Raw genomic sequence first — 12,348 nt, forward strand, 5'->3', positions numbered from 1 at the left:
CATGGAACCGCAGTTCTGGCACCAGAGGTGGCACGCCAACCAGATAGGTTTTCACCTTCCCCACCCTAACCCCCTTTTGACCCGCCACTGGATGAGCCACAATGGCACCGTGCTGGTGCCGCTGTGTGGCAAGAGCCTGGATCTGCCCTGGCTGGCGGAGCGTGGTCACCAGGTGTGGGGGATCGAGCTAAATGAGCAGGCGGCGCAGTCGCTTTTTTCCGAGCAGGGTCTCTCGCCCGAGCGGACATCAAAAAATGGTTTGACCCGTTTCAGCGCGGGCCCGATGACGGTGCTGCAGGGGGACTTTTTCGATGTCTCGCCGCAGGATCTGCCGCCCCTGACCCACTTCTATGACCGTGCTGCCCTGATCGCTTTGCCGCCAGAGATGCGCCAGCAGTATGTGGCTCACCTGGCGTCACTGCTGCCCAGTGGTGCCGAGGGGCTGCTGGTCACCCTGGACTACCCGCAATCTCTGATTGCCGGCCCGCCCTTTTCGGTTCCGGACCAGGAGGTGCGCCAGCGCTTCGAGCTCTGGTTTGAGGTCGAACACCTGGCTAGCCAGGATATCCTGGCCGACAGTCCCAAGTTCCAGGCCAAAGGGGTGCCCTGGCTGGAGGAGCGGGTCTATCGGATGGTGCGTCGGTAAAGGGTGCCCAACAGTCCCCCAGGGATAGGCAGAGAACGGAAAAAACGGCAACCCAAAGGGTTGCCGTTTGGCTGACTGAGGTTGGGGGGTCAGATCAGAAACGGTAACGCATACCGATGGTGAAGGTGTTGTCGTCACGGTCACCGGCATCATCGTGGCTGGCGTCGTAGTAGGCGTAGTGGCCGTACAGGTAGGCGGCCTTGGTGAGGTGGTACTCGGCACCCACGGTGTAGTTAATCACTTCGGCGCCGCTGCCTTGTTGCATATCCTCGCCGGCGTCGTCGTAAGCGTTTTTGGCAAACTTACCCAGGCCGGATTCGTCGTAGCCGACTTGGGCTTTGATGTTCCAGTCGTTGAGTCGGTACTGGGCAGAGACCATGTAACCCTGACCGGAAAGGTCGCCTTTCTCAGAGTCCTGGAACAGGCCGCCGAGCTTCAGGTCGCCCAGTTTGTAGGTGACGACGACTCGCGCCGATTCCAGCCCGTTCAAGCCATCGGCGTAAGCCAGTCCCACGTAGTAGGGCTGCTTGGCCATCGCTTTGTCACCGAAGCCGACGCTGACGGCGTAATTGTTACCGTCGTACATCTTGGCGTTCTCTTCGCTGCCGCGGAAGTCGTCCTCCAGCAGGTAGGTGACCCCGAATTGGAAGATACCGTAGCGGTTGGAGTTGAAGGTGACGCTGTCCCCGAAGCGGTCCTGGCCAACGAAGAGGCGATCCAGGTCGGCGTTGAGGTTACCGAAGGCGTCGACGCCGCCTTCACTGCCCTTGAACACGGTGTCGTTTCGACCAAACAGCACCTGACCAAAGTTGCCGCCCAATCCAAAGTAGGTATTACGGCTGTTGAATGGGTCTGCGCCCTTGGACTGGTCTTCGCCATTCACCCCCACTTCCGCCTTGTAGAGGATCTGCAGGCCGGCTGCAATATCGTAGGCTCCCTTGATACCGACATTGGTGAAGTTATTTTCCAGCCCCAGGCCGTCGTTCATACCCGGGTTGGTGGTCAGCCCCTTGTCGGATTGGGTCAGGGCCATGTTGATGTCTCCGTAGAAGACGGGACCATCGGCCAATACGTGGGTGGAAACCCCGGCCAGCAGGGTGGCGACGGCGATGGAAACGAAACGTGGTTTCATACGGCTTATCCTCTGTGTACTGCCTGTCGTTCGCTATCGAACTGATGAAAATCCCTTTGCAAGCAATCCTTTATAGTGCTCGCTTTGAAAAACTTTGAAGTCGGCCGGATTCTTTCATAGCTGCGCTGACGCTGTAACTCGATGGCGCCTGATTTTTTGACCTTCGTCACGTTTATTGGGGTGTTTTTGTAATGAGGATGATTCGAACTGGTTACACCCTCTGGGTGGGCGGGTTGGAATGGCCTGATCGGCACCCGGTCCGGTTTGGCCGCCTGAGGCGAACTGGTATAATCGCCGCCTTTCCTTCACCAAGAGATCCAAGATGAACGACGCATACCTGCAACGCTTCGGCGGCATTGGCCGCCTGTACGGTGCCGAGGCCCTGGCATACTTTGCAAAGGCCCACGTCTGCGTGGTGGGGATCGGCGGGGTCGGTACCTGGGTGGCGGAGTCCCTGGCCCGCTCCGGCATCGGTCAGATCACCCTGATCGACTTGGATGACATCTGCACCACCAACACCAACCGGCAGATCCACGCCCTGAAAGACACGGTGGGGCAATCTAAGGTGGCGGTGATGGCTGAGCGGATCCGTGCCATCAACCCCGACTGCCGGGTGAACGAGGTGGAGGAGTTTGTCGATCTCGATAACCTGGATGAGGTGCTGCCGGCGGCGCTGGATTACCTTGTGGACTGCATCGATGCGGTGAAACCCAAGGCTGCGCTGATCGCCCACTGCAAGCGGCGTAAGATCCGCATTGTCAGTGTCGGTGGGGCAGGTGGGCAGCTCGATCCCACCCGGGTACAGGTTGCGGACCTCTCCAAGACCTACCAGGATCCCCTGGCGGCGAAGGTGAGAAACCTGCTGCGACGGGAGTACGGCTTCAGTAAGAACCCGAAGCGTCGCTTCCAGGTGGAGTGCGTCTTCTCCGACGAACCACTGCGCTATCCCGGCAGCGATGGGGAGGTCTGCATGACCAAGTCAGACGCCCAGGGTCCCAAGGCGATGGATTGTGCCAGCGGCTTTGGCGCCGTCACCCACCTTACTGGCACCTTCGGTTTTGTCGCCGCCAGCCGGGTACTGCTGAAGCTCAGCGAAGCCCGGGCCCGGGCGATGACCTCGTCGGGATCAGACTGACCGTTTCCCCGGTGTGACTGAATGCCATTTCAAGCGCTAGGCTGCGTGCTGCCGGATAGCCTGCACCACCGAGTGCAGGCCGGAGGCACGGGAGGGGCTGAGATGATCCGACAGTCCCAGTGCCCGGAACCAGGGCTCCAGCTCGACCTCGGCCAACTCCCTATTACTCCGGCCGTTGCAGGCGGCCAGTACCAGCACCAGCAAGCCCCGCACAATGCGGGCTTCGGAGTCCGCCAGGAAGTAGTGGCGACCCTCGATCTGCCGATGGTAGAGCCAGGTGCGACTTTCACAACCGGTCACTTCCGCCTCGGGACTTTGACACTCCGGTGGCAGTGGTGCCATCCGGCTGCCCAGCTTCATCAACAGGCGGTACCGCCCCTGCCAATGGCCCTGGGCTTGCAGCTCCTGATCCAGCATCTCCCGCGTCAGGCCCTGCCCCAATGGACTTTGGAGAAAGGTACTGGCATCAGGCATCGTCATAGAGAAACTCCAGATAATCGGTCAGCGCTGCCACTAAGGCGTCGATCTCGTCGTGATGATTGTAGCCGGCGATGGAGAGGCGGCAGGTGCCCCTGACGCCCAGCAGAGACATCAGCGGTTGGCAGCAGTGATGCCCGCAGCGGACGGCGATCCCCGCCTGATCGAGCCAGATCCCCACATCCTGATGGTGTTCACCGTCGACGTTAAAGGCCAGGGAGCCGGCGTTGTCTTCGAAGGCACTATACAGGGTAAGGCCCTCGAGGGATTGGAGCCGCTCCCGGGCGTAACTCAGCAACGCCTGCTCATGGGCGGCGATGGCGCGGCGATCCTGCGCCATTAGCCAGTTTGCGGCGGCGCCGAGGCCGATCGCCTCGGCGATCGCCGGGGTCCCCGCCTCGAACTTGAAGGGCAGAACATTGAAACTGCTTCGCTCGAAGCTCACGCTCTGGATCATCTCGCCACCAAACTGGTAGGGCGGCATGGCATCCAGCAGGTCCCGGCGCCCCCAGAGGACGCCGATGCCGGTGGGCCCATACATCTTGTGGCCCGAGAACGCGTAGAAATCACACCCCAGCGCCTGCAGATCCACAGGTTCATGGGCGACGGCCTGGGCACCGTCGACTACGGTGATCGCGCCGGCAGCCTGCGCCTTGGGCAGCCAGCGGTCCACGGGGGCCCGGGCGCCCAGCGCATTGCTGATGGCGGTCAAAACCACCACCTGGGGGCCCAGCGCCAGTAACTCGGCGAAGGCCACTTCATCCAGGCGTCCCTTGCTATCCAGTGGAATCGGCTTGAGGGTGGCACCTGTCCGAGCGGCGGCCTGTTGCCAGGGCACGATGGTGGCGTGATGGGCCCAGGCGTCCACCAACACCAGGGCACCCTCATCCAGCACCATCTGCCCTAGGCTGTTTGCCAGCAGGTTCATGCTCTCCGTGGTGCCCCGGGTGAAGATCACCTCTTCGCTGGCGGGGGCATTGAGAAAACGGGCCAGGGTGTGGCGTGCCCCCTCGAAGGCGCGGGTGGCCCGGGCAGAGAGGCGATGGGCGCCCCGGTGCACGTTGGCGTTATCCTGCCGGTAAAACTGGGCCATCGCCTCCAGCACCGCCGTCGGCTTATGGGTGGTGGCGGCGTTGTCCAGGTAGATGAGATCGTCCCGCGCCAGAGCGGGAAACTGTAGGCGGAAGTCGTACGGATCAAAACTCATGGTCTGGCCTGAAGGTCTCGGAAAACGGGCGCAGAATGCGCGATGTCTTAAGCATATGCAAGCGGCTGAGTCCTAGCAGCATTACCCATTCTGATGGTACAACTCCGGGTGCAGCCAGGGGGCCAGCAGCAGGCAGAGAGTGTCCCGGTAGATCCCGGTGCGATCCACCAGGTGATCGGTCAGAACGCCGATCGCCCCGCCTTTTTGCTTAATGTTGTGGTCGTTAAACAAACGGTCTATCAGGGGACCCAGTTCGCCGCCGGCTTCCAGTGCCCTGCCTATGGTTGCCGGCAGGGGCAGGGTGCCACTGCGCCCCACCTGAATTCGTTGTCCATCACTAATGGCGATGTAGGCGAAGGTCATCGGCTGTCCCTGAATCCGGTCGTAGCCGCCCTCGATGGCCACGTAGAAATCGGCCCCGGGAGCGGCCTGCCGCAGGGCGGCGAGTCGATTTTCCGCGCCCTGGCGGGTTTCGGCCTCGCTCAGGGGTTGCTCTGCAACGCCACTGGGGACGGCATGGGGCTGAAGTTGCCACTGGTGATCCCCGAAGGCGGCTTCAAGGGCTTGCTGAGCGGCACGGATCTTCACGGGGTTGCAGGAGGCGATGGCGAGCTGTTTTTGCATGGTCATGAATTGGCGATAGGTTTGAGGTTGTTATTCTGCCACGGGGGCTGAGAGAATAGGGGCTTTCTTATTCTGACTGATTCAAACCTATGCTGACGTTGTTGTTGTATCTGGTGCTTGGCGCGGTAGCCGGCGTGCTCTCGGGCCTGTTTGGTATTGGCGGTGGCCTGGTGATTGTGCCGGTGCTGATCACCACCTTCGGGGTGTTGAAAATGCCCGGTGAGATTGCGGTCCACATGGCCATCGGTACCTCTTTGGCCACCATTGTCGTGACCTCCTTGAGCGCCATCTACAACCACAACCGCCGAGGCAACGTGGACTGGAGCGTGGTTAAGCGATTGGTGCCCGGGGTTCTGATAGGTGCCTATATCGGTGGTTTCCTGGCGGATCGCTTCCCGGCCCAGTTGTTGGAAAACCTGCTGGCGATCTTCTTGATCGCGGTGGCCCTGCAGATGCTGTTCGGGGTCAAGCCCCATCCTGACCGTCGCCTGCCGGGGCCCGCGGGGATTTTCGCCAGCGGGGGGGTGATCGGTACCCTGTCGGCGCTGTTCGGTATTGGCGGCGCCACCTTGAGCGTACCCTACCTGCGCTGGTGTTCCCTGGCGATGAACAAGGCGGTGGGTACCTCAGCAACCCTGGCCCTCCCGGTGGCGCTGGGGGGCGTCACTAGTTACATCATCAATGGCTGGGATAACCTGGCCCTGCCTGAGTGGACGCTGGGTTACGTCTACCTGCCGGCCTTTTTCGGTATTGTCGTTGCCAGCACCCAGTTTGTTCGCTTTGGCGCGGCCCTCGGGGCCAAGCTCTCCACCGTGATCCTGCAGCGCTCCTTCGCCCTTTTCCTGCTCTGCCTGGGAGGCCGGCTGCTGCTGACGTAACGTACCGAGCGTCATACCCCAACCTCTTGAGCGTTTCAGGGCCACTCTCCAGTGGCCCTGTTTCGTTGTTCTATGGGCCATGAAGGCTGGCCGATGGCGGAACGCTTCAGTGATGGCCATGTCATTGACGCTCGAAGATCAACTCGCGGGCAGTCTGGGTGTGTGGGTTATCTGTCCCGTGAACCCATGTTTTTGCCGCGATGCACCGGGATAGCCCCGGCGTGACACCCTGGTGAGTGAGGTTCATAGCGGTGATGAGAGGGGGACGCCCAGCCTGGTGTGATCCGGCCCCGGAAAGATGGGTAAATAGGTATGACCAATGTGATCACACTTTGGAATTTTGCTCGCGACTGTGATCTGTGTCGTTTTTGGTGGCTTCCGGCGTGACTTGAATCACGTTCTTGCCCGCGGAACTCACTATGCTAGCCGCCATTAACTTGAACTCACTTTGGATGATTCCACTATGCAGCACAACACCACTGCAACTGCCGCCGATGTCAAAGCGGCCAGCTTCACCAAGCAAGATATGGTCTGGTCCCTTTCCATGTTCGGCACCGCCGTCGGAGCCGGTGTCCTCTTCCTGCCCATTCGGGCAGGTTTGGAGGGGTTCTGGCCGCTGATTATCATCGCGATGCTGGTTGGCCCCATGACCTACCTGTCGCACCGTGCCCTGGCCCGTTTCGTGCTGTCCTCCAAGCAGAAGAACGCGGACATCACCGAGGTGGTGGAGGAGCATTTCGGTAAAGCGGCGGGGATGCTGATCACCTTCCTGTATTTCTTCGCCATCTACCCCATCGTGCTGATCTACGGCAATGCCATCACCAACACCATCGACTCCTTCATGGTGCACCAGTTGGGGATGGAGGCCATTCCGCGCTGGTTGCTGTCCGGCGTCCTGGTGGCGATGATGATGAGCGTGATGATCCTGGGCCAGCGCCTGATGCTTAAGGTCACCGAGATGCTGGTGTACCCGCTGGTGTTCATCCTTTTTGGCATGTCCGTTTACCTGATTCCGAGCTGGTCTCTGGATGCCCTGAGCTTCTCTGCGGCCCCCTCCATGAGCGGCATGATGATGGCGGTTTACCTGACCATTCCGATGCTGATCTTCTCTTTCAACCACAGCCCGGCGGTCTCCTCTATGGCGCTGGCGCAGCGCGAAGCGCACGGCAAAGACGCCGTCGCCAAGTCCGACATGATTCTAAAGCGTGCCTCCTTCATGCTGCTGGGCTTCGTGATGTTCTTCGTGTTCTCCTGCGTCCTGGCACTCTCTCCGGCGCAGCTGGCGGAGGCCAAAGAGATGAACCTGCCGATCCTGAGCTACCTGGCGAACCAGCATGACTCCATGTTGATCTCCCTGCTGGGTCCGCTGGTGGCTTTCCTGGCGATCTTCTCCTCCTTCTTCGGTCACTATCTGGGTGCCAAAGAGGGTCTGGCCGGTATCGCCAAGAAAGCGGCACCGCAAGCGGTGAACCGTTTAGGCGACAAGAACTTCAACCGTCTGCTAGTGGCTTTCTTCTTCCTGACCGTCTGGGGTGTTGCCATCATTAACCCTTCAGTGCTGGGCATGATTGAGGCTCTGGGTGCGCCCTTCATCGCGGCCATCCTGTTCCTGATGCCGATGTTCGCCATCAAGAAGGTACCGGCGATGAAGAAGTACAGCGGGAAACTCTCCAACGTCTTCGTGACCGTGATGGGCCTGGTGGCGATCTCCGCCATCGTCCGTGACCTGCTGTTCTGATCCCGATAAGGACTGCCAAGCCGGAGTTTGCACTCCGGCTTTGGTGCTTTTCCCGATGCTTTAGCTCCTAGGAAATACTGATGTTCAGTGTATTTGAGATCTTTAAGGTGGGCGTTGGCCCCTCCAGCTCCCACACCGTGGGGCCGATGAAGGCGGCCAAGCAGTTTATCGATGATCTGCGGGCTCACGGCCAACTGCGGGACGTCACCCGCATCGGTGTGGATATCTACGGTTCCCTGTCGCTGACGGGCAAGGGCCACCATACCGATATCGCCATTATCATGGGCCTGGCGGGCAACAGCCCAGAAACGGTGGATATCGATGGCATCCCTGGCTTCATCGAGCGGGTGGAGCAGACCGAACGCCTGCCGGTAGGGATGCACTGCCATACCGTCGACTTCCCCAGAGGTTCCGTGGTGTTTCATGAGGAGACCCTGCCGCTGCATGAAAACGGCATGTCGATCCATGCCTATAGGGGTGAGGAGAAGATCTACTCCAAGACCTACTACTCCACCGGTGGTGGTTTCGTGGTCGATGAGGAGAACTTCGGCCAGCCGGACAGCAATCTCAAGCCTCTGCCTTACGCCTTCACCGATGCGGAGTCGATGCTGGCGCTGACCGCCAAGACCGGCATGAGCATCAGCTCGCTGATGATGCACAATGAGCGCGCCTACAACAGCGAAGCCGCCATCTACGAGGGGTTTGGCCAGATCTGGCAGGTGATGCGCGACTGCATCGATCGCGGTTGTGCCGCCGAGGGGCTGTTGGCGGGACCGCTCAGGGTTCCACGTCGCGCCGCGGCGCTGCACCGTCAGCTGGTGGCCAATGAGCGCACCTGCAACGATCCCATGGCAATCATTGACTGGGTCAATATGTTCGCCCTGGCGGCTTCGGAAGAGAACGCCGCCGGGGGCCGGGTGGTCACCGCACCGACCAACGGCGCGGCGGGGATCATCCCGGCGGTCCTGGCGTATTACGACAAGTTTATCGAGAAGGTGGGCGAGAAGCAGTACAGCAAGTTTTACCTGGCAGCGGGGGCGATCGGGACCCTATACAAGATGAACGCATCCATCTCTGGAGCCGAAGTGGGCTGCCAGGGGGAGGTGGGGGTCGCCGCTTCCATGGCGGCCGGTGGGCTGGCGGAGCTGATGGGCGCCAGCCCGGCGCAGGTCTGCATCGCTGCGGAGATCGCCATGGAGCATCACCTGGGACTGACCTGTGATCCCGTGGCGGGTCAGGTGCAGGTGCCCTGTATCGAGCGTAACGCCATTGCTGCCGTCAAGGCGATCAACTCCACCCGTATGGCGATGCGTCGTAACTCCGATCCCTGTGTATCGCTGGATAAGGTGATCGCCACCATGTACGAAACCGGCAAGGATATGCACCCCAAGTACCGGGAGACCTCCCGGGGCGGCTTGGCTATCAAGGTGCTGAACGTCTGCTGAGGCTCACCAGTCCGCGCACATGACACCCCAAAGGCCCTGTTGAGGGCCTTTTTTCCGTCTGCCTGAGCAGCGTGAACTGTTGGCGATAAGGGGACCCGTCGGTGTCGACGTGAGACGTCCTGACCCGCAGCTTAAATCCGATGTGAGAGAGGGGCCGATCTTGTTTCGCTGCGCTGCAGGGCCGGGTTCTCCCTTCTCTTGGGACGCAGGATTGGTTAGGGTGCTTAACATGGAACCCAATGAGGAAAAAGTGATGTTAAACCCGATGTTTAGCCGCAGAGTCTTGCTGTTGTTGGCGATTGAGCGGCTGGAGCGCCCCTCGGTGCCAGCGCTGATGGCGGACCTGGGTTGGCCGCGACGAACCATTCAGGACATCATCAAGGCCCTGCCGGGTTTTGGCGTGGAGTTGGAGTTTGTCGAGGACGGGGTGCGTCATAACGACGGCTACTACCAGATCCAAAACTGGGGTGGAATCGATCGCCACTGGGCCAAAACTCAGGAAGTCGCACTCAACGCCTCACTCTAGGATTCAGGCCGTCCCCTTCGGGAAGGTAGGAGCGTGATCTGGTTAAAACTTTGCCAATGATTCCAGCGGTTTTTCTGGGTGGCCAGGGGGCCATCGGGATAGATTGAGTCACTGTCGCCTGGCGGCACCTTCAATCTCCTATCAGGGAATGGCAATGAGTAAAAAGAGTAGAAGCGTTGATGGCATTACCGCTGTTATTTTCGGCGGTCTGAGCATGTCTCTCTATGTTATCGTTCAGGCGTTTTAATTGCGCCGAATTAGAAAAGCCGAACCCTTGGGTTCGGCTTTTTGCTTCCTGGCCATGAAAAAGCGAAATAGCCGCTCCTAAATACGCTTCACGTTTGTATAAGCCCAGAAGCTTCTTGCTTGGCTCCGGCTCTTAAGAACGAGGTCCGAGTTCCTAAGAGCGCCGTGCCCCACTGCGCTCAGTAATCTCCAAGGCAGGCGGGAGTTGGCACCATTTGGAACAGTTAGTTAGCGCATCAGGATACGGGCGGCGTCCACTACCACCTGAATCGCCTCCTTTTCGGTTTTTGCCATCAAGGATTCCGACGGGATCTCCTGCTCGGTACGATTGACAATCACACCGGCCACGCACCCCGCTCGAAGGCCGAGGGCTGAGCACATGGTCAGCAGGGTGGCCGACTCCATCTCGTAGTTCAACACCCCGAGATCTTGCCACTGGGACATGGAGCCTTTGAAACGGCTGATCACCTTGCCGCTGTAAGTATCGTAACGCTCCTGACCCGGGTAGAACGTATCGGAGCTGGCGGTGATCCCGATATGGGGCCGATGGCCAGCATGTTCAGCGGCCTGTACCAGCGCGGCAGTGCAGTGGAAGTCGGCGACAGCGGGATACTCGGCGGGCGCAAAATGGTAACTCGCACCGTCGAGCCGAACCGAACCCTGGGTCACGATCAGGCTGCCGACGGCGATTTGAGGTTGGATTGCCCCTGTGGTGCCGATCCGAAGGAATGTGCGGATCCCGAGCTGGGCCAGCTCTTCGACGGCGATGGAGGTGGAGGGGCCGCCGATACCGGTAGAGCAGATAACGATTGCCTGCCCATCCAGTTTGCCTAGATAGCTGGTGAACTCACGGGTCGAAGCCAGTGGCGTTGGTTCCTCCAACAGGTCAGCGATTCGCTTTACCCGCTCTGGATCCCCGGGAACGATGGCCAGGGTGGCCCCCTCAAGCATGGCCTGGGTCAATCCCAGGTGGAATACGTCGCTCATGGATCAATTCCTTCTATTCCTGTGTCAGGCGCCAAGTGTAGGCGGTTCCCCTTTGGTCGTGTAGAGGAAAAGCCTGAACTGGATCACAGGATAGCTAAGCGCTTGTTATTAAAGTGTTATGAGCGCATACTGGCGCCGTTTTTTGCCATTATGGATGCAGTGAGGTTTAGGATGAACAAGTTTACGGGCTGGTTGTTGATGGGAGCGCTGGTAGCGCCAGCTGCACAAGCCGATTTTCTGGGCTTCTCAGCCGGAGCCGGGCGCTTCGCCGGTGAAGTCGGGGGAACTCTGGGTCAGGACGGGATCTCCGTCGAAGAGCAACTGGGCTTCTCTGATGCTGAGAGCGGATTCCAGGCCTTCATTGCATTTGAACACCCGGTGCCGGTGCTTCCCAATATCAAGGTGGCGACCCTGAGCTACGACAACAGTGCCCGGGGAATGCTGACAGAGGACTTTCAGTTCGGTGGCGTGCTGATCCCCGCGGGGGCCAACACCGATACTCTGATCGATTACCAGCATAACGACATCACACTTTATTACGAGCTGTGGGATACCGGCTTCGATCTGGACCTTGGGGTAACTGCCCGTCAGATTGATACCACGGCCAACGTCGTCTCTCTGGCCCAGAATGAGCTGACTCTTATCCTGGCTGAGGCCAGCGAATCCGTAGATGAGTGGGTACCACTCATCTACGGTGCCGCCCGTGTCGACCTGCCACTGACCGGCCTTTATGTCGCCGGTGAAGTCCAGGGGATCGGATACGATGGCTCCAGTTACCTCGACTATCAGGCCAAGCTCGGTTGGGCATTCCCCTTCCCGGTGCTGGATATCGGTGTCGAAGCGGGTTACCGCTCCGTTGCCTTGGATCTCGATGAACAGCAGGTCGGTGATCTCACCTCTGATATCGACATCAGCGGCTGGTTTATCAACGGCGCCATCAAGTTCTAATTTCAGGCCCTCGACATGAGGGACGGAAGTAAAAGAGCAAAACAGGCCCCAAAGTGGCGCGGTTTTGCTCTTTTTTGTTTGCTGGAGATTAAAAATAACCCTTGGTGATTATTTCTTGTTCGGTCGGTTTTTTTTCTGTCGAAACCCCCTTGCAAGCGCTCCAGACCGCCCTATAATGCGCTCCCTGTCGACGGGGCACAGCGAGCCACTCAGTGAGAGGCTAAGCGGCGTCACCAAAGGGGTTTCGGCCCGGTTGGTTAAAACCTAGACGGTCGAACGGAAAGTTGAAAAACGGCCTTGACGACCACGGAGAACAGCGTAATATACGCCTCCTGCTTCGGCAACGAAGCCAAGCCCAA

12 protein-coding genes are annotated in these 12,348 nt (G+C 59.6%); 7 read left to right on the forward strand and 5 right to left on the reverse strand.

Annotation, left to right across the window (positions count from 1 at the left end; all coding sequences use genetic code 11):
• Position 1 precedes the first annotated feature (1 nt).
• The gene (locus ABD997_RS07195; protein ID WP_345316332.1) at positions 2-646 is read left to right on the forward strand and encodes a thiopurine S-methyltransferase; all 645 of its coding nucleotides are present in this window, start codon (positions 2-4) and stop codon (positions 644-646) included.
• A gap of 94 nt (positions 647-740) precedes the next feature.
• On the opposite strand, the gene ABD997_RS07200 is transcribed toward ABD997_RS07195, so the two are convergent.
• Positions 741-1,778, reverse strand: a complete 1,038-nt coding sequence (locus ABD997_RS07200; protein WP_345316333.1) for a porin — start codon at positions 1,776-1,778, stop codon at positions 741-743.
• Between the two features lie 322 nt (positions 1,779-2,100).
• On the opposite strand from ABD997_RS07200, the gene tcdA reads away from it, so the two are divergent.
• A complete protein-coding gene (tcdA, locus tag ABD997_RS07205; protein ID WP_345316334.1) occupies positions 2,101-2,913 on the forward strand; it encodes a tRNA cyclic N6-threonylcarbamoyladenosine(37) synthase TcdA in 813 nt (270 codons plus the stop codon).
• Between the two features lie 36 nt (positions 2,914-2,949).
• Here the strand turns inward: tcdA and ABD997_RS07210 are convergent, their stop codons facing one another.
• The 3 genes from ABD997_RS07210 to yjjX form a co-directional block, all read right to left on the reverse strand.
• Entirely contained in the window at positions 2,950-3,393 is a 444-nt protein-coding gene (locus ABD997_RS07210; RefSeq protein WP_345316335.1) for a SufE family protein, read from the reverse strand.
• On the reverse strand, positions 3,380-4,597 hold the full coding sequence (locus tag ABD997_RS07215) for a cysteine desulfurase (protein ID WP_345316336.1): 1,218 nt from the start codon (positions 4,595-4,597) through the stop codon (positions 3,380-3,382). The genes ABD997_RS07210 and ABD997_RS07215 overlap by 14 nt, the downstream gene beginning before the upstream one ends.
• An 81-nt stretch (positions 4,598-4,678) precedes the next feature.
• The gene (gene yjjX, locus ABD997_RS07220; RefSeq protein ID WP_345316337.1) at positions 4,679-5,227 is read right to left on the reverse strand and encodes an inosine/xanthosine triphosphatase; all 549 of its coding nucleotides are present in this window, start codon (positions 5,225-5,227) and stop codon (positions 4,679-4,681) included.
• Positions 5,228-5,310: 83 nt separating this feature from the next.
• Between yjjX and ABD997_RS07225 the strand changes: the two genes are divergently transcribed.
• From ABD997_RS07225 to ABD997_RS07240, 4 genes are all read left to right on the forward strand, one after another.
• On the forward strand, positions 5,311-6,099 hold the full coding sequence (locus tag ABD997_RS07225) for a sulfite exporter TauE/SafE family protein (protein WP_345316338.1): 789 nt from the start codon (positions 5,311-5,313) through the stop codon (positions 6,097-6,099).
• A gap of 463 nt (positions 6,100-6,562) precedes the next feature.
• Positions 6,563-7,837, forward strand: a complete 1,275-nt coding sequence (locus tag ABD997_RS07230; RefSeq protein WP_345316339.1) for an aromatic amino acid transport family protein — start codon at positions 6,563-6,565, stop codon at positions 7,835-7,837.
• A gap of 80 nt (positions 7,838-7,917) precedes the next feature.
• Positions 7,918-9,282, forward strand: coding sequence for an L-serine ammonia-lyase (locus tag ABD997_RS07235; RefSeq protein ID WP_345316340.1), 1,365 nt, complete (start codon positions 7,918-7,920; stop codon positions 9,280-9,282).
• 253 nt (positions 9,283-9,535) lie between these two features.
• Positions 9,536-9,808 carry a helix-turn-helix domain-containing protein gene (locus ABD997_RS07240; protein WP_345316341.1) on the forward strand — a complete coding sequence of 91 codons (273 nt, stop codon included), beginning with the start codon at positions 9,536-9,538 and terminating at the stop codon, positions 9,806-9,808.
• A gap of 474 nt (positions 9,809-10,282) precedes the next feature.
• Here ABD997_RS07240 and udp read toward each other — a convergent pair whose 3' ends face one another.
• Positions 10,283-11,041, reverse strand: coding sequence for a uridine phosphorylase (udp, locus tag ABD997_RS07245; RefSeq protein ID WP_345316342.1), 759 nt, complete (start codon positions 11,039-11,041; stop codon positions 10,283-10,285).
• A gap of 171 nt (positions 11,042-11,212) precedes the next feature.
• Between udp and ABD997_RS07250 the strand changes: the two genes are divergently transcribed.
• The gene (locus ABD997_RS07250) at positions 11,213-11,989 is read left to right on the forward strand and encodes a TIGR04219 family outer membrane beta-barrel protein (protein ID WP_345316343.1); all 777 of its coding nucleotides are present in this window, start codon (positions 11,213-11,215) and stop codon (positions 11,987-11,989) included.
• Positions 11,990-12,348: the final 359 nt, after the last annotated feature.

Source organism: Ferrimonas gelatinilytica (assembly GCF_039544205.1).
In the GTDB taxonomy this organism is placed as follows: Bacteria; Pseudomonadota; Gammaproteobacteria; order Enterobacterales; family Shewanellaceae; genus Ferrimonas; species Ferrimonas gelatinilytica.